The organism is Frigoribacterium sp. Leaf8 (assembly GCF_001421165.1).
Lineage (GTDB): Bacteria > Actinomycetota > Actinomycetes > Actinomycetales > Microbacteriaceae > Frigoribacterium.
This window is the reverse complement of sequence record NZ_LMKB01000001.1, coordinates 269,420-286,387: the sequence shown is the minus strand read 5'-3', so window position 1 is coordinate 286,387 and position 16,968 is coordinate 269,420. Positions and strand designations below refer to the sequence as shown.

General features: G+C 72.3%; 16 protein-coding genes. 14 read left to right on the top strand and 2 right to left on the bottom strand.

What is annotated here, in order from left to right:
- Positions 1-107: 107 nt before the first annotated feature.
- From ASL10_RS01295 to glmM, 4 genes are all read left to right on the top strand, one after another.
- Positions 108-1,007: a tRNA pseudouridine(38-40) synthase TruA gene (locus ASL10_RS01295; RefSeq protein ID WP_082460058.1), complete on the top strand. Its 900-nt coding sequence runs from the start codon at positions 108-110 to the stop codon at positions 1,005-1,007.
- 195 nt (positions 1,008-1,202) lie between these two features.
- Positions 1,203-1,649: a 50S ribosomal protein L13 gene (gene rplM, locus ASL10_RS01290; protein ID WP_043593314.1), complete on the top strand. Its 447-nt coding sequence runs from the start codon at positions 1,203-1,205 to the stop codon at positions 1,647-1,649.
- A gap of 32 nt (positions 1,650-1,681) precedes the next feature.
- Positions 1,682-2,167: a 30S ribosomal protein S9 gene (gene rpsI, locus ASL10_RS01285; RefSeq protein ID WP_082059799.1), complete on the top strand. Its 486-nt coding sequence runs from the start codon at positions 1,682-1,684 to the stop codon at positions 2,165-2,167.
- Between the two features lie 27 nt (positions 2,168-2,194).
- The gene (gene glmM / locus ASL10_RS01280; protein ID WP_056043535.1) at positions 2,195-3,556 is read left to right on the top strand and encodes a phosphoglucosamine mutase; all 1,362 of its coding nucleotides are present in this window, start codon (positions 2,195-2,197) and stop codon (positions 3,554-3,556) included.
- Between the two features lie 143 nt (positions 3,557-3,699).
- On the opposite strand, the gene coaA is transcribed toward glmM, so the two are convergent.
- Complete coding sequence (gene coaA / locus ASL10_RS01275) at positions 3,700-4,656, bottom strand: type I pantothenate kinase (RefSeq protein ID WP_056043533.1); 957 nt, start codon at positions 4,654-4,656, stop codon at positions 3,700-3,702.
- Positions 4,657-4,739: 83 nt separating this feature from the next.
- Here coaA and glmS point away from each other — a divergent pair, with 83 nt between their 5' ends.
- From glmS to ASL10_RS01225, 10 genes are all read left to right on the top strand, one after another.
- The gene (glmS, locus tag ASL10_RS01270; RefSeq protein WP_056043529.1) at positions 4,740-6,593 is read left to right on the top strand and encodes a glutamine--fructose-6-phosphate transaminase (isomerizing); all 1,854 of its coding nucleotides are present in this window, start codon (positions 4,740-4,742) and stop codon (positions 6,591-6,593) included.
- A 41-nt stretch (positions 6,594-6,634) separates the two neighbouring features.
- Entirely contained in the window at positions 6,635-7,054 is a 420-nt protein-coding gene (locus tag ASL10_RS01265) for a holo-ACP synthase (protein WP_056043525.1), read from the top strand.
- The gene (gene alr / locus ASL10_RS01260; protein WP_056043522.1) at positions 7,051-8,142 is read left to right on the top strand and encodes an alanine racemase; all 1,092 of its coding nucleotides are present in this window, start codon (positions 7,051-7,053) and stop codon (positions 8,140-8,142) included. The genes ASL10_RS01265 and alr (ASL10_RS01260) overlap by 4 nt, the downstream gene beginning before the upstream one ends.
- Positions 8,139-9,275 carry an alanine racemase gene (alr, locus tag ASL10_RS01255; RefSeq protein WP_056043518.1) on the top strand — a complete coding sequence of 379 codons (1,137 nt, stop codon included), beginning with the start codon at positions 8,139-8,141 and terminating at the stop codon, positions 9,273-9,275. The genes alr (ASL10_RS01260) and alr (ASL10_RS01255) overlap by 4 nt, the downstream gene beginning before the upstream one ends.
- A gap of 47 nt (positions 9,276-9,322) precedes the next feature.
- Positions 9,323-9,835, top strand: a complete 513-nt coding sequence (tsaE, locus tag ASL10_RS01250; RefSeq protein ID WP_056044519.1) for a tRNA (adenosine(37)-N6)-threonylcarbamoyltransferase complex ATPase subunit type 1 TsaE — start codon at positions 9,323-9,325, stop codon at positions 9,833-9,835.
- A gap of 96 nt (positions 9,836-9,931) precedes the next feature.
- Complete coding sequence (locus ASL10_RS01245; protein ID WP_056043514.1) at positions 9,932-11,425, top strand: polysaccharide biosynthesis tyrosine autokinase; 1,494 nt, start codon at positions 9,932-9,934, stop codon at positions 11,423-11,425.
- Positions 11,422-12,546: a glycosyltransferase family 4 protein gene (locus tag ASL10_RS01240; RefSeq protein WP_235452272.1), complete on the top strand. Its 1,125-nt coding sequence runs from the start codon at positions 11,422-11,424 to the stop codon at positions 12,544-12,546. Before ASL10_RS01245 ends, ASL10_RS01240 begins: the two co-directional genes overlap by 4 nt.
- The gene (locus ASL10_RS01235; RefSeq protein ID WP_199736336.1) at positions 12,543-14,069 is read left to right on the top strand and encodes a lipopolysaccharide biosynthesis protein; all 1,527 of its coding nucleotides are present in this window, start codon (positions 12,543-12,545) and stop codon (positions 14,067-14,069) included. Before ASL10_RS01240 ends, ASL10_RS01235 begins: the two co-directional genes overlap by 4 nt.
- On the top strand, positions 14,066-15,079 hold the full coding sequence (locus ASL10_RS01230) for a glycosyltransferase family 4 protein (RefSeq protein WP_157485177.1): 1,014 nt from the start codon (positions 14,066-14,068) through the stop codon (positions 15,077-15,079). The genes ASL10_RS01235 and ASL10_RS01230 overlap by 4 nt, the downstream gene beginning before the upstream one ends.
- Positions 15,080-15,204: 125 nt before the next feature.
- Entirely contained in the window at positions 15,205-15,648 is a 444-nt protein-coding gene (locus ASL10_RS01225) for a DUF4265 domain-containing protein (RefSeq protein ID WP_235452270.1), read from the top strand.
- A gap of 56 nt (positions 15,649-15,704) precedes the next feature.
- On the opposite strand, the gene ASL10_RS01220 is transcribed toward ASL10_RS01225, so the two are convergent.
- The gene (locus ASL10_RS01220) at positions 15,705-16,937 is read right to left on the bottom strand and encodes an ATP-binding protein (RefSeq protein ID WP_056043508.1); all 1,233 of its coding nucleotides are present in this window, start codon (positions 16,935-16,937) and stop codon (positions 15,705-15,707) included.
- Positions 16,938-16,968 lie beyond the last annotated feature (31 nt).

Below are 16,968 nucleotides of genomic sequence, written 5' to 3'. Positions count from 1 at the left end.
GGCGCCCGACGGCGGTCGTGACCCGGGTGACCGGGTCGCGGCCGCCGTCGTCGTCCGCCGACCCGACAGGCCGAGGAGGCGCGGTGTCGGCCCCGTAGGATCGTCGGGTGACGATCGACGCCCCGGCCCTGACGCGCCTCCGCCTCGGGGTGGCGTACGACGGCACCGGCTTCTCGGGCTGGAGCGAACAACCCGGCCGTCGCACGGTGCAGGGCGAGATCGAGGCCGCTCTGCAGACGCTCTTCCGTCGGCTGGGGGACGTGCCGACCGTGACCGTGGCGGGTCGCACCGACGCCGGCGTGCACGCGCGCGGACAGGTGGTGCACCTCGACCTCACCGACGCCCAGATCGCCCAGCTGCAGAAGCCGCACCGCGGCATGCGCGACCAGTCCCCGCTCGACGCCCCGACCGTGCTGGCCCGGCGGTTGAACGGGCTCGCGGGCGCGTCCGACGAGATCGTGATCTCGGGTGCCCGGGTCGCGCCTCCGGGTTTCCACGCCCGCTTCGGCGCCCTCTGGCGCCGCTACGAGTACCGCATCGCCGACCGGGGGGCCGAACGCGATCCGACGAGGCGCAGCCACACCCTCTGGTACGACCAACGCCTCGACCTCGAGCTGATGAACGCGACGGCGTCCGCCCTGCTCGGCCTGCACGACTGGGCCGCGTACTGCCGACACCGCGACTACGCGACCACCATCCGCGAGCTGCAGGAGTTCTCGTGGAGGCGCGAGGCCGACGGCGTGCTCGTCGCCTCGGTGCAGGCGGACGCGTTCTGCCACAACCTCGTGCGCAACCTCGTGGGCGCCTGCGTGGCCGTCGGCGAGGGAGCGATGGAGGCGCATCGTGCGGTGGGCGTGCGGCGCGAGGCCCAGCGCAACGGCGAGTTCCGGGTCGTGCCCGCCCACGGACTCACGATGGTCGAGGTCGGCTACCCGCCCGACGCCGAGATGGCCGCCCGGGTGGCCCTGACGCAGGTGAAGCGGTCGCACGATCAGCTGGGGGAGTGACTCCCCGGGGCGAGGCGGGCGATGGTTGACCGTCCGGCCCGTGTCGGGTAACGTGAACCCTTGGTGTCTGCGCAACTGCGCGCTTTCGCCCGAAGTTGAGCCCTCCACCTGACTCGTTCTCATCGCCTCTGCGGTGACAACGGCAACGGAGCGGGATTCACGAACCTCTCACCTCGACCAGAAAGCAGCACTACTGTGACGCGCACTTTCTCCCCCAAGCCGGCTGACGTTCAGCCGAACTGGCTGATCATCGACGCCAACGACGTCGTGCTCGGCCGCCTCGCGAGCCACGTGGCAGCCCTGCTGCGCGGCAAGCACAAGCCGACCTTCGCCCCCCACATGGACATGGGCGACTTCGTCATCGTCATCAACGCCGACAAGGTGGCCCTCACCGGCTCCAAGCTGGCCGAGAAGCTCTACTACCGTCACTCGGGTTACCCGGGCGGCATCACGGCCACCACGTACTCCGAGATGGTCGAGAAGCACCCCACCCGTGCGGTCGAGAAGGCCATCCGTGGCATGCTGCCGAAGAACTCGCTGGGCCGTGCCCAGATCAAGAAGCTGAAGGTGTACGCGGGTGCCGAGCACCCCCACGCTGCTCAGCAGCCCACGGTTTACACCCTCGACCAGGTCGCCCAGTAGCGTCCGCCTTCAGACTTAAGGACCCCCACACAGTGGCTCAGATCGCAGATTCCATCGACCAGGCTCCCGAGAGCTTCACCACCGAGAGCTCGGCCCCCGAGGCCGCCGCGACGCCCCGCCCCGTGCTGAGCGTCGGCGGTTCCGCCGTCGGTCGCCGCAAGGAGGCCATCGCTCGTGCGCGCCTCACGCCCGGCTCCGGCACGATCGTCGTGAACGGTCGCACCCTCGAGGACTACTTCCCCAACAAGCTGCACCAGCAGCTGATCAACGACCCGTTCAAGGTCCTCGATCTGCTCGGCTCGTACGACGTGGCCGTCAAGGTCACCGGTGGTGGCCCCTCGGGCCAGGCCGGTGCCCTCCGTCTCGCCATCGCCCGTGCGCTGAACGAGATCGACCGCGAGAACAACCGCGCCACGCTCAAGAAGGCCGGCTTCCTCACCCGTGACGCCCGCGTCATCGAGCGCAAGAAGGCCGGTCTCAAGAAGGCCCGCAAGGCCTCGCAGTTCTCGAAGCGCTAACCAGCACCACACAAGGCAGGTCTCGCGATGTCGCGTTTGTTCGGTACCGACGGTGTCAGAGGCCTCGCCAACCGTGAGCTGACCGCCGCGCTCGCCCTGGGGCTCTCCCAGGCGAGCGCGGTGGTGCTCACGAAGGGGCATCACGCCGATGCCCGTCGTGCCGAGGGACGGCGCCCCGTCGCCGTCGTCGCGCGCGACCCCCGCATCTCCGGTGAGTTCCTCACCGCGGCCGTCTGTGCCGGGCTCGCCAGCTCGGGTGTCGACGTGCTCGACGCCGGAGTCATCCCGACCCCCGCCGCGGCCTTCCTGGTCGACGACATCGGCGCCGATTTCGGCGTGATGATCAGCGCCTCGCACAACGCCGCGCCCGACAACGGCATCAAGTTCTTCGCCTTCGGCGGCACCAAGCTCCCCGACGAGGTCGAGGACCGCATCGAGGCCGCCATGGCCGATCCGCAGCTGATGCCGATCGGTGGCGACGTGGGCCGCATCCGTCGGTTCGCCGACGCCGAGGACCGCTACGTGCTGCACCTGCTCGGCGCCCTGCCCAACCGACTCGACGGCATCCACGTCGTCCTCGACTGCGCCCACGGGGCCGCCTCGGCCGTCTCTCCCGAGGTGTTCACCGACGCCGGCGCGACGGTCACCCTGATCGGCGCCGATCCCGACGGCGTGAACATCAACGACGGCGTGGGGTCGACCCACCTCGACAACCTCGCGAAGGCCGTCCTCGAGCACGGGGCCGACGTCGGCATCGCGCACGACGGCGACGCCGACCGCTGCCTGGCCGTCGACGCCACCGGCGCCGTGGTCGACGGCGACCAGATCATGGCCATCATCGCCCTGGCGCAGAAAGAACGTGGCGCGCTCGTCGACGACACGCTCGTCGCGACGGTGATGAGCAACCTCGGCCTCATCCGCGCCATGGCCGAGCACGGCATCACGGTCCGCCAGACCAAGGTCGGCGACCGCTACGTGCTCGAGGACATGAACGAGCACGGCTTCACCCTCGGCGGCGAGCAGTCCGGCCACATCGTCTTCGCCGACTACGCCACCACCGGTGACGGCATCCTCACCGGTCTCTCGCTCGTGGCCCGCATGGCCGCGACCGGCAAGAGCCTGGCCGAGCTCGCCTCGGTCATGACGGTCTTCCCGCAGATCATGATCAACGTGCGGGACGTCGACCGCTCGCGAGCCGCGTCCGACGAGGGCGTGGCCGAGGCCGTCCGCCGGTTCGAGGCCGAGCTCGGCGACACCGGCCGCGTACTGCTCCGCCCCTCGGGCACCGAGCCCGTGGTGCGCGTGATGGTCGAGGCCGCCGACCAACCGACCGCCGACCGCGTCGCCCACTCGCTGGCCGACGTCGTGCGCGAGCGACTCGCCCTCTGACCCGGGCGGCGGACGGGGCGCGACGTCCCGGTGACGTCACCCGCGCCTCCTGACCGGACGCGGCGCCCGACCGGACGCGGTGCGCGACCGGCTGCGGCGCCCGACCGGACGCGGCGCCTGAGCCGGCCCGGCGTCGCCGCGGGTCAGATCTTGCGCAGCAGGACCGAACTGACCTTGTGGTCGGCCGACTTCCGCAGGACGAGCGTCGCCCGTGACCGGGTCGGCAGCACGTTCTCGATCAGGTTGGGCTCGTTGACCGACTTCCAGATGCCCGAGGCGAACGACCGCGCCTCGGGTTCGCTCATGTCGGCGAAACGGTGGAAGAACGAGCGCTCCTGGGTGAACGCGCCCTTCTGCAGCGCGAGGAACCGTTCGACGAACCAGTTCTCGATGTCGCCGGTGCGGGCGTCGACGTAGACCGTGAAGTCGAACAGGTCGCTCAGGGCGAGCCGGCCGGCGACGGCGGGCTGCAGCACGTTCAAACCCTCGACGATCAGGATGTCGGGCCGCCGCACGACGACCTCGGCGCTCGGCATGATGTCGTAGCTGGTGTGCGAGTAGAACGGCGCACGCACCTCTTCGGCGCCGCTCTTGACCTGCGAGACGAACCGCAGCAGGTGGCGGCGGTCGTACGACTCGGGGAACCCCTTGCGGCTCATGATGCCGCGGCGTTCGAGTTCGGCGTTCGGGTAGAGGAACCCGTCGGTGGTCACCAACTCGACGCGGGGGGTGTCGTCCCAGCGGCTGAGCAGCTCCCGCAGGAGGCGCGCGACGGTCGACTTGCCGACGGCCACCGACCCGGCGACGCCGATCACGAAGGGCGTGCGCTGGGCCCGTTCGCCGAGGAAGTCGCTCGTGGCCCGGTGCAGGTTGCGGGCGCCGGCGGCGTAGAGGTTGAGGAGGCGGCTGAGCGGGACGTAGACGTCCTGCACCTCGCGCATGTCGAGGCGGTCGCCGAGGCCGCGCAGCTGGACGATCTCGGTCTCGGTCAGCGGCAGGCGCGTCGTCGGGGCCAGGTCGGCCCAGGCGTCGCGCCCGATCTCGACGAAGGGGCTCGCGTGCACGGCGGAGGGCGCGGTCGTCGGGTTGGCTTCGGCCATGCGCACGAGGCTACCGGTCCGGGGTCGACGCGAGTCGGCACGGCCCGCCGGGCTCTCGGACGGGAACCTCTAGGATCGACCCCATGTGTGGAATCGTGGGATACGTCGGAACGGGTGACAAGAGCATCGAGGTGCTGCTGGGCGGCCTCAAGCGACTCGAGTACCGCGGGTACGACTCGGCGGGAGTCGCCGTGATCGACGCCGCGGGCGACCTCGGCACCCGCAAGAAGGCCGGCAAGCTGCAGATGCTCGTCGACGACCTCGAGGCGACGCCGCTCACCGACGGCACGACCGGCATCGGCCACACCCGGTGGGCGACCCACGGTGGCCCGACCGACGCGAACGCGCACCCCCACCTCGCGGACGACGGCAAGCTCGCCCTCATCCACAACGGCATCATCGAGAACTTCTCCGAGCTCAAGGCCGAGCTGCTCGCCGAGGGCGTCGAGTTCCTCAGCGAGACCGACTCCGAGGTCGCCGCGCACCTGGTGGCCCGGGCCTACCGTTCCTCCGGCGACCTGACCGAGGCCCTGCGCACGGTCGTCAACACCCTCGACGGCGCGTTCACGCTGCTCGTCGTGCACGCCGACCAGCCGGGCGTCGTCGTCGGCGCCCGCCGCAACTCGCCCCTCGTCATCGGCCTGGGCGACGGCGAGAACTTCCTCGGCAGCGACGTCGCGGCCTTCGTCGCCCACACCCGTCGGGCCATGTCGATCGGGCAGGACCAGCTCGTGACGATCCGTCCCAACTCGGTCGAGGTCGTCGACTTCTCCGGGGCGCCCGTCGAGACGACCGAGTTCGAGGTGGACTGGGACGCCTCGGCCGCCGAGAAGGGCGGTTGGTCCAGCTTCATGGCGAAAGAGATCAGCGAGGAGCCCGAGGCCGTCGCCAAGACGCTGCTCGGCCGCATCACCGCCGAGGGCGCCGTGACCCTGACCGAGCTCGACGGCGTGCGCGAGCGCCTCCTGACCGTCGACCGCGTCATCGTCATCGCCTGTGGCACCGCCGCCTACGCCGGCATCCTCGGCAAGTACGCCATCGAGCAGTGGGCCCGCATCCCCGTCGAGGTCGAGCTGGCGCACGAGTTCCGCTACCGCGACCCGGTCCTCGACGAGAAGACCCTCGTGGTGTCGATCAGCCAGTCGGGCGAGACGATGGACACCCTGATGGCCGTCAAGTACGCCCGAGAGCAGGGTGCCCAGGTGCTGTCGATCTGCAACACGCAGGGCTCGACGATCCCGCGCGAGTCCGACGCCGTGCTCTACACGCACGCGGGCCCCGAGGTCGCCGTCGCGTCGACCAAGGCGTTCGTCGCCCAGGGCACCGCGCTCTTCCTGCTGGGCCTGCACCTGGCGACCCTGCGCGGCACGCTCAGCGCCGAGGCCATCGCCGAGCAGGTCACCGACCTGCACGAGATCCCCGGCAAGATCGAGCAGGTGCTCGAGTCGTCCGAGCGCATCAAGACCCTCGCCGGCTGGATGGCCGACACCCGGTCGGTGCTGTTCCTCGGGCGTCACGTGGGCTACCCCATCGCCCTCGAGGGTGCGCTCAAGCTGAAAGAACTCGCCTACATCCACGCCGAGGGCTTCGCCGCCGGCGAGCTCAAGCACGGCCCGATCGCCCTGATCGAGCCCGGTCAGATCGTCTTCGTCGTCGTCCCCAGCCCGCGCGACCCGCGGTCGTTGCACCCCAAGGTCGTCTCGAACATCCAAGAGATCCGCGCGCGCGGCGCCCGCGTCATCGCGATCGCCGAAGAGGGCGACGCCGCGGTGCTGCCCTTCGCCGACGAGGTGCTGCACATCCCGCTGGCGGCCCCGCTCTTCGAGCCCCTGCTGTCGGTCGTGCCGCTGCACATCTTCGGCATGGAGCTCGCCGCCGCCAAGGGCCTCGACGTCGACCAGCCGCGGAACCTGGCCAAGTCGGTCACCGTCGAGTAGCGGGTCGTGCAGCCGGGGCAGGGCGTCAGGCGGGTGAGGACGTGATCGTGGGCATCGGCGTCGACGTCGTCGACCTCGGACGCTTCGACCGCTCGATCGAGCGCACGCCGGCGCTCGCCACGCGTCTGTTCCGAGCCGACGAGCTCGTCCTCCGGGACGGCAGCCCCCGCGGGCGCCCGTCGCTCGCGGCCCGCTTCGCCGCCAAGGAGGCGCTGATCAAGTCCCTGGGCGGCTCCACCGGGGTGCGCTGGCACGACGTCGTGGTCGTCTCCGACGACCAGGGAGCCCCGTCGCTCGTGCTCAGCGGGGGAGCGCGGTCGCTCGCCGACTCGCGAGGCGTCTCGCGCCTCCATCTGTCGCTCAGCCACGACGGCGGGGTGGCGGTCGCGTACGTCGTCGCCGAGGGCGACGGCCGGGCCCCCGTCGACCACGACGCACACCACGAAGGGGCGGACCGATGACCCACGACGTCACCATCACCGTCGACACGGCCGCGTTGCGCCACAACGTCGAGGTCCTCCGGGCCGCCGTCGCGCCGTCGGCCGTCATGGCCGTGGTCAAGGCGAACGCCTACGGCCACGGTGCCGTCGAGTGCGCCCGGGCCTTCGTCGAGGCCGGCGTCGACTGGCTCGGGGTGGCCGACCTGACCGAGGCCGTGGCCCTGCGTCGAGCCGGTGTCGAGGCGCCGGTGCTCGCGTGGCTGCACGCTCCCGACGAGGACTTCGTCGAGGCCGCGGCGCTCGGCATCACCCCCGCGGTGTCGAGCGTCGACCAGCTCGAGGCGGCCGTGGCGGCCGGCGTCCGCGCGGTCCACCTGGCGATCGACACGGGTCTGAGCCGCAACGGGGCCGTCGAGTCCGAGTGGCCCGAGCTGTTCGACCGCGCGGCCGACCACGACGCCGTCGTGCCGGTCGAGGGCCTCATGACCCACGTGTCGAACGCGTCGTCCGAGGACGACGGCCTGCAGACGGCCCGCTTCGCCCGGGCGTCCGCGATGCTCGACGAGCGGGGGGTGCGGCCGCCCCTGCTGCACGTGGCCGCCTCGGCGGCGGCGCTCGACTACGTGGGGACACGAGCCACGATGGTGCGCTTCGGCCTCGCGAGCTACGGGCTGAGCCCGTACGCCGACCGCACGTCCGCCGAGCTCGGCCTGCGCCCGGCCATGACCGTCACGGCGCCGGTGACCACCGTCAAGCGCATCCCGGCGGGCGAGGGCGTGTCGTACGGCTACCTCTTCCGTCCCGAGCGCGACACGTCGATCGCCATCGTGCCGGTCGGGTACGCGGACGGCATCGACCGGGCCGCGAGCGAGCGCGCCTCCGTCACGATCGGTCGGGGCACCTACCGCGTCCGGGGGCGCATCGCCATGAACGCCCTCGTGATCGACGTGGGCGACGACCCCGTCGAGATCGGCGACGAGGTCGTGCTCTTCGGCGACCCGGCGCTGGGTCGGCAGTCCGCCGCCGACTGGGCCGAGGCGATGGGCGGCATCACCTACGAGGTCGTCGCCTGCCTGGCCGCCGGCCTCACCCGGAGGTACACCGCATGAGCGCCGCGACGTCCCTGCGACGGGCCACGGTCGACCTGGCCGCGTACCGGGCGAACCTCGAGTCGTTGATCGCCCGTCTCGACCCGGTCGAGATCCTGGCGATCGTCAAGGCCGACGCCTACTCCCACGGCGCCCCCGTGCTCGTGCCCGAGGCCGTGGCGGCGGGCATCCGCTGGTTCGGCACGGTCGAACTCGCGCCGGCCCTCGAGATGCGACGGCTGGGCATCGGAGGCGACGCCTCGTTCTTCGCCTGGCAGCTCAGCCCGTCCGACGACCTCGAGGCGGCCGTCGACCTGCGCGTCGACCTGGGGGTGTCGACCTTCGACCAGCTCGACGCCGTCGCGGCGGTCGCGCGGGCCCGCGGCGGGGTCGCCCTCGTCCACCTGACGATCGACACGGGCCTGCACCGCGAGGGGTGCCTGCCCTCGGACTGGCCGGCCTTCGTCGCCCGTGCCGTCGAGTTGCGCGACGAGGGAGTGGTCCGCCTGCGCGGCATCTTCTCGCACGTCAGCGAGACCAGCGAGGCCGACGACCAGGCCGCGGCCCGCGTGTTCGAGCAGGCCGTGGCCGAGGCCGAGGCGCTCGGGGCCACCGTCGAGAAGCGGCACATGTCGTCGAGCTCGGCCGCGCTCGAACACCCCGAACGACGCTTCGACATGGTGCGCATGGGGTCGAACGGCCTGGGCATCCCCGTGACCGAGGGCGTCACCGCCGCCGACCGGGGACTGCGTCAGGTGCTCACGCTGAGCGCGTCCGTGGTCAAGGTCAAGCGCGTCGCCGCGGGCACCGGCGTCTCGTACGACTACACGTTCCGTGCTCCGTCCGACACGACGCTCGCGCTCGTGCCCCTGGGGTACGCCGACGGCGTCAGCCGGCGGGCACAGGGCACCGTGCACGTCGTCGTGAACGGCGCGCCCCGCCCGATCGTGGGCCGCGTCGCGATGGACCAGTTCCTGGTCGACATGGGCGACGACCCCGTCGCGGTCGGTGACGAGGTCGTGTTGTTCGGGCCGGGCGACCAGGGCGAGATGACCATCGGCGAGTGGGCCGACGCCACCGACACGATCCCCGAAGAGGTCGCCTGCCGCGTCGGAGCCCGGGTGCCCCGTGTCTACGTCGGCGGACGGCCGTGACCGTCCAGGGCGACCCCCTCGAGCTGACCGTCGCCGACGCCGACGCCATGGAGGCGCTGGGGCGTCGGATGGCCGGGTCGCTGCGGGCGGGTGACCTGCTGGTGTTGACCGGACCGCTCGGCGCCGGCAAGACGACCTTCACGCGCGGCCTCGGTGAGGGGCTCCAGGTGCGCGGCCAGGTGGCGAGCCCGACGTTCGTCCTGGCGCGCACGCACCCGACCGCGTCGGGTACGCCCTTGGTGCACGTGGACGCGTACCGGCTGTCGGGCGAGGCCGAGCTCGACGACCTGGACCTCGACTTCGAGGGCTCGATCGTCGTGGTCGAGTGGGGAGCCGGGCTGCTGGACGGCGTCGCCGAGTCGTGGCTCGACATCGTCATCGAGCGTCCGACCGGGGCGGCCGAGGTGCCGGTCGTCGACGCGTCGGACGACGGGTCGGCGGGCCACGGGCCGGACGACGGGCAGGAGGCGCTCGCTCCCGAGGTGCTGGACGAGCCGAGACGCGTGACGATCACGCCGCACGGCACCCGCTGGGCCGACACGGCCCTGCTCGCCGACTGACCGTCACGGGCACGGGCACCCCCTCCGGGGGTCGTGAGGACCTCTCTGCTCCGGGTATGCTCGCCAGGTTCCACCACCTCAACCCGGGAGTGTCCGTTGGATCCTCAGCACTACTGGCGCGCTCTCCTGAAGAGTTGGCCCCTCGTCGTCGTCCTCGCCCTCGTCGGCGGAGGCGCGGGTTACGCGTACGCCCAGACGCAGCCCGACTCGTTCCGGGCCACGAGCAGCGTGTTCGTCTCGGCGACCGAGGGCTCCGACCCCAACGAGCTGTTGCAGGGGTCGTCGTACACGCAGAACCTCGTGCAGAGCTACACGCGTCTCGCCACGTCGTCGGTCGTGCTCGAACCCGTCATCCAGCAGATGGGCCTCGACGTGACCTCGACGCAGCTGGCACGTCAGATCACCGCCGAGAACCCTCTGAACACCGTCATCATCGACGTCGCCGTGGTGGACGGCGACGCGCAACGGGCGGCCGACGTCGCGAACGCGGTCACCATCTCGTTGAGCCGGCAGGCCCGGGCGCTGTCGCCCGAGAACACCGCCGGCAACTCGACGCTGAGCGTCGCGCCGATCGCCGAGGCCACGCCCCCGACGTCGCCCATCAGCCCGAACCGCCGACTGATCGCCCTGAGCGGTCTCGCCGTCGGAACCGTCCTCGGCATCGCCCTGGCGCTGCTGCGATCGGTGGTCGACACCAGGCTCCGCACCGCCCGCGACGTCGAGGACCTGCACCTCGTGCCGTTGCTCGGCAGCGTCACGCGCCGCAACCGTGGCGTGCTGGCTCTCTCCGACGAACCCCAGGGCGCGGCGGCGGACGACTTCCGTCGCATCCGGGCCCAGCTGCAGTTCGCGGACGTCGACCGGGCCACCCGGACCATCGCTGTCTCGTCGGTCGCGGCCGACGAGCGCGAGGGTCGGGCTGCGGTCGCCCTCGACCTCGCGCTGGCCTTCGCCGAGCGGGGCCTCGAGGTGCTCGTGGTGGACGCCGACCTGCGCGGCAGCGGTCTCGCCGAGCTCGCCGCCGTCTCGGACGAGGTCGGCCTGACCGACGTCGTCGTCGGCCGACTCGAGTTCGCCGCCGCCGTGACGTCGTGGCGCGACGGCGTCGACATCCTCACGGCCGGCGACGTGCCGCCGAACCCGAGCCCGCTGCTGAGCTCGCGATCGATGGCCCTGCTGCTCGAGACCGCCGGGGAGCGCTACGACGTCGTCGTGGTCGACGCCCCCGCGGTGCTCACGTCGTCCGACACGCTCGAGATCGGTCGCCTGACCGACGGCGTCGTCATCGTCGCCACGGCGGGCCGGTCGACCCGGCCGCGGCTCGTGTCGGCCGTCCGCGCGCTGACGAACGTCAAGGTGCGCGTCATCGGCGTCGTGTTCGACGGGGTGGCCCCGGGCCGTCAGCGGGCATCGCACGACCTGCCGCCGTCGGTGCTCGTGCCCGTCTCGACGTCGTCCGACGAGCAGACCTATCCCTTCGGCTCCGCCACGTCGGCCGACGCGACCGCCACGACGGCCGCCACGACCGACGCGGCGGCCCCGGGCAGGTCCCGCCGCACCGCGGGCCGCCAGGGCGACGCCACGTCGTGAGCCCCACCCGCCCGGCCCGCCCGTCCCGGGGGCGCACGCCGCGCCTCCCGGCGGTCCGCCTCTACGAGTCCGTGCGCACGGCCCACCTCGAGCGGGCGCACGAGCTGGCGCCCGCCAGCATCGTCTACCGCGTCACCCGCTACGACTTCGACGACTCGCTCGCCGCGGGGCTCGACCTCGTGCAGGCCGGTCCGCTCGCGTCGGCCTGGCTGATCGCGCGGTCACGGGTCGAGACGCTCGAGGTGAACGAGCCGCTCATGACGTCGAGCCTGCCGACCACGGCGCTGGTGCTGGCCGCCCTCGCGGTGCGACGCCGGCTGACCGGCCGCCGCACGGTCGTCGTCAGCTACCTGATCGGCAACGCCGACCCCTTCGACGCGGCCACTGCTCCGCGCCTGCGGACGCGACTGCGCCGACGAGGCGAACGCGTGCTGGCACGCGCGGTCTGGCGCCGTCTCGACCGGGTGGTCTTCGGGACGGACGCCGCGCGCGAGACGTACGCGCGCCTCCTGGGGGCCGCCTCGCCCCGCGTCACCACGACCACCGTGCCGGCCCTGCCGACCCGGCACGCGGACGCCCGCGGTGGCGGCGTCCGCCCGCCCGCGGTGGCCTTCGTCGGCTCGTTCGTCGAGCGCAAGGGGCTGCGCGTCCTGGCGGCGGCCTGGCCGCTCGTCGTCGCCGCCCGCCCCGAGGCGACGCTGACCCTGCTCGGCAAGGGCGCCCTTGAGCAGGAGGCGCGGGCCCTGTCGGTCGCGCAGCCCTCGGTCGCCGTCGAGGTCGACCCGCCCCGTCCCCGCATCCACTCCGTGCTCGAGGAGGCGCGCGTGCTCGTGCTCTGGTCGCAGCCCAGCCCGACCTGGCGCGAACAGGTGGGGCTGCCGATCGTCGAGGGGCTGTCGCACGGCTGCACCGTCGTCACGACCACCGAGACGGGGCTCGCCGACTGGCTCGACGCCCACGGTCACGTGGTCGCGTCCGACCCCCGCGCACCACAGGTGTTGGCCGACGCGATCGTCGAGGCGCTCGACGCCGGACGCGCCGCGGACGACGTGCTGGCCGACCTGCCCGACCGGGACGGACGCCTCTCCGCGGACGACCGACTGTTCAGGAGCGCCTCGTGAGCCGGTCGACGACGGGCTCGGCCGGTCGTCCCCGCCGGGGCGGCGCGATGGCCGCCGTGGGCTCGACCGCGGCGACGAAGGTCATCGTGATGGGCCTGTCGGGCGTGCTCGGCATCATCACGAGCCGCATGATCATCCAGAACTTCGGCACCGACGCCTACGCGCAGTACGGGCTGCTCTCGACCTTCCCGACCCTGTTGCCGTTCGCCGACCTCGGCATCGCGGCCATCGTCATCAACGCGGTGGCCGGGTCGTCGTCGGTCCGCACCGACGACTTCGTCAAGCGCTCGATCGTGACCGCCTTCCGCGTGCTGCTGGTGTCGGGCGGCATCATGGTCGCGGTCGCCCTGCTCATCACCCTCGCGGGCTGGTGGCCCGTGCTGCTCGGCGAGGGGTTGCTGCCCGACGGCGGCTCGCTCGCGGCGGGACTCTGCCTCGCGGTGTTCGGCCTCGTGATCCCGCTCACGGTCGGGCAGCGCATCCTCGTGGGGCTGAAGAAGACCAGCACGCAGGTCGCCAGCCAGGCCGTCGTGGCACCGTTCATGCTGCTCGCCATCGGTTCGGCCGTCATGTTCAGCGTGCCGGTCGGCAGCTACCTCGCGGTCATCTCGTACGTGGCCAACAGCCTCGTCTCGGTGATCTGCCTGATCGTGGCGGCGCGCGCGCTGTCGCCCCAGATCGGGTCGGCCGTCAAGCTCGTGCCCCGCATCCGCAGCTACCGCGGCGTGCCCGCGCTGGGCCTGGCCTGGCCGATGCTCGTGCAGATGATCGCCCTGCCGGTCGCGATGCAGACCGGCCGCCTGCTCCTCAGCCACCTGGCCGGGCCGGACGAACTCGCGCAGTACAACCTCGCCTCGCAGCTCTTCGGCATCGTGCTGCAGACCGTCGCGGCCGCCGGCATCGCCCTCTGGCCGGTCTACGCCGCGGCCCGCTCGGCCGGGCGGGTGGAGTCGCCCACCGTGCCGACGCTGTGGTTCCTGCTGGGGGGACTCGTGCTGGGCACGGCGCTCGCCGTGCTGAGCCCGTTCCTGGCGCGCTTCGTCTCGGGCGGGGCGATCACGCTCGACGGCTGGATGCTCGTCGGCTTCGTCGTGTTCGTCGGCCTGCAGGCGGCGAAGTACCCGGTCGGCATGTACATGACCGACAAGACCGGGCTGGTCTTCCAGGTGCTGCCGATCGTGCTGATGGTGCCGCTCAACCTGGGGCTGTCGTGGTGGTTCATCGGGCAGGTCGGGGCCGCCGGACCCGTGCTGGGGTCGGCGATCTCGGTGGCGCTCTGCCAGCTCGTGCCGAACCTCTGGTACGTGTCGCGCGACCTCGGTCGCCGTCGGGCCGAGGCGGCAGCGGGCGGAGCGGCCGGCGACGATGCCGACGACGACGGCACCGTGGGCCTCGACGTCGACGAGCAGCGTGGCGACGAGACGGCGACCGACCAGGCCATCGTCGAGCGGGCGGCGGCCGAACAGGCCTCCGACGCACGGTCCGGCGACGGGCGTGGCGACGGACCCGAGGAGGCGCGGTGATCGAGGTCCTGTTCGCGAGCGAACGCGACGTCCCCGGTTGGGCGGCCGACCACGCGGCGGGCCTCCGCCCCGGCCTCTGGCCGTACGGCCTCGAGGCGCTGCGCGACGCGGACCGGGAGGCGCGCATCGCATCGGTCCCGGAACCCGGCCGCCTGCAGGTGCTGCGCGACCGGGTGGTGCCGCGCCGCGCCTCCTCGTCCGGGGTGCCGTCCGACGACGTCGGGGTGACCTGGGACGAGAACGTCGCGCGTCGGATGCTGCTGGCACGGCCGCACGAGCGCATGTACACGGGCGTGATCTGGGTGACGGACCGGGTCGAGCGCGGGCAGGACGTCGGGCGCATGCGTGACGTGCTGCGACGCATGAGCGGACTCTGGGTGATCAGCCGCGGGCAGGTCGAGCCGTTGCGACGGTTCGTCGGCGAGGACGGCCCGCCGGTCGGGTTCTTCACCTTCGGGGTCGACGAGGACTTCTTCGCGGCGCGCCCGTGGCCCACGCGACCGATGGTGCTGAGCATCGGAGGCGACCGCGACCGCGACCCGGCGACCCTGTTCGCGACGCTCGAGCAGGTCCACGCCGAGCGACCGGACGTCGAGCTGGTCGTGCAGACGACGAGCGACGCGGCCCCGCCCGAGGGCGTCACCGTGGTGCCGCACGTCTCGCACCGCGAGCTGGCCGAGCTGTACGCCCGTGCCTCGCTCGTCGCCGTGGCGACGCGCCACAACCTGCACGCGTCCGGCATGACGGTCAGCCTCGAGGCGATGGCCACGGGTCGGCCCGTCGTGATGACGGACACGCCGGGCATCGAGGACTACGTGGTGCACGAACGCACCGGGCTGCTCGCGCCGGTGGGGGACTCGGCGGCCCTCGCCGGGCACGTGCTGCGGCTGCTCGGCGACGAGGCCGAGGCACGCGCGTTCGGCGCGGCGGGACGGACCCTCGTCGAGGAGCGGCTGACGACGCGGCACCTCGCGGCGTCGCTGGCGGAGTTCGTCGGCGCCTCGGCATGAGCTCGGGGGCGCCGAGGGGCATGGCCCGGTTGTGGCCGTTCAAGCGCAGGGACGCGAAGGTGCCGGGTGTCGGTGGCGGAACCGTCCGGACCGAGGCGAGCGAGGCCGTCGAGGGTGCCACGCACGTGAAGGTCCGCGTCCTGCTCGACCAAGAGGACGGGTGGCCGGACACGGAGTCCGAGGGGCTGTGGGCGCTGCCGCTGATCTCCGGTGACTACCGCCTCGAGAACACGCCGTTCTTCGCCTTCGGGATGTCGAACGGCGACGAGGTCGCGGTCTCGTCGGATGCTGACGGCGTGCTCTGGGTGAGCGGAGTCGTCTGGCGCAGGGGACGCATGACGGTCCGCATCATCACGAGTGATCGAGACGACTCGCTCGAGGGCATCCTCGCGGAGTTCGCGCCCCTTGGCGTGATGGGTGAGGGCTTTCAGCAGTTCCGGTTGCTGTCGTTCGACCTCGGCCCGGAGTCGGACGTCCCCGCCGCGAAGAGGCTGCTGGCGCACGGTGCGGCGTCCGGGCGCTGGGAGTACGAGGAAGCCGACGTGTCGGACGCGTGGCTGGCCCTCTGAGGTAGTCAGCGAGCGGCCGGCGGTCGCAGGCGTGGATCATCAGGGCGCCGTCGGGCTCAGGCGGTCCGGGGCCAGTCCGTCGTCAGGTAGGCCTCGACGGCACGGTTGCGGAACGCGTACGGCTTGCCCCGGCTCACCACCCCGCGCACCGTGTCGAGCCGTTGGGAGGTGGGCCCGAGCTGGGCGCCCGAGGCCAGGCCCATCGCCTCGGCGATGGCGTTCAGGGTGCGCCCTGCCGGGGGCAGCGACGCCATCGCCCGGAGGAACTCGTGCTCTCGTGGGGGGAGGCGGTTCAGGATGCGCTCGACGTGGGCCGACGCTTCGCCCTCGGCTCCGCGCCAGCCCGCCACGACGTCGTCCTCGGACACGACGGGTGCCGTCCCGACGTTCCACGCCCGCTGCCCGGCGAGCTGGAACAGGAAGGGCTCTCCGCAGCTGAGGGCCGCGATGGCCCTGGCCGCCGCGGGGTCCATGCGGACGGTCTCGACGACGCCGTGTTCGCCCGGGGTCTCCCAGCCGGCGATCACGAACGGCTGGAGTGCCTCGAGGATGTCGCCCTCGTCGAGGGGGCCCAGCGTGGTGGTCCGGAACCGCCGGGCGAAGGTCGCCCCCTTGCGGGCACCCGCCATGTCCTCGAAGTCGGGGAGGCCCGTCAGGTAGACGGCGACGGGCAGGTGCCGGGACACGGTGCCTCCACCGGGGACGGCGACCTCGACCTCGTGCGAGAGGGTGTCGCCGAGCGCGATGAGGAGCTGCGAGAGGGCGGCCTCGTCGCCGATGTTCTGCACCTCGTCGACGTGGATCACGACGACGGCGTCCTGCTCGATCGCCGCCTGCCCGAGTTCGACGAGGAGTTCGAAGAGCGCCGTGAACGGCTCGGGGCCGTCGGCGCCGCGCGTCGTCACCGAGAAGCCGGTCACGGCCACCTGCTCGACCCTGGCGAGCAGGTCGAGCACGCCCCGACGGGTCGAGGCACGAAGCCCGGCGCCGTCGGCCAGACGCAGGACGGCGGAGGCGATGATCTTGAGCGGATCGGCCCCGGTGGGCATGCGCAGCTGAGGCGTGACCCAGTCGCCGACCTCGGCGGCGTCGCGGGCGATGCGTCGGACGAGGCTCGACTTGCCGGTGCCCGGTTCGCCGAGGATCGTCCGTCCGGTCTCGTACAGACCCGCACGTCGGCGGGGTCGCAGGACCTGGTGCCAGTCGCTCAGCTGCTCGGTTCGGCCGGCCCAGACGTCGGGGACGACGTCGGAGCCCGCCTGGAACGGGTTGGTGAGGGGAGATCGCACGGTGATAAATTTATCAGACGGAGCTCCGGCC

Coding starts and splice junctions, on each gene's coding strand:
- tsaE (WP_056044519.1), top strand. CDS start 9,323: ATGGAGGCGCTGGGGCGTCGGATGGCCGGGTCGCTGCGGGCGGGTGAC.
- alr (WP_056043518.1), top strand. CDS start 8,139: ATGAGCGCCGCGACGTCCCTGCGACGGGCCACGGTCGACCTGGCCGCG.
- glmS (WP_056043529.1), top strand. CDS start 4,740: ATGTGTGGAATCGTGGGATACGTCGGAACGGGTGACAAGAGCATCGAG.
- coaA (WP_056043533.1), bottom strand. CDS start 4,656: ATGGCCGAAGCCAACCCGACGACCGCGCCCTCCGCCGTGCACGCGAGC.
- alr (WP_056043522.1), top strand. CDS start 7,051: ATGACCCACGACGTCACCATCACCGTCGACACGGCCGCGTTGCGCCAC.
- glmM (WP_056043535.1), top strand. CDS start 2,195: ATGTCGCGTTTGTTCGGTACCGACGGTGTCAGAGGCCTCGCCAACCGT.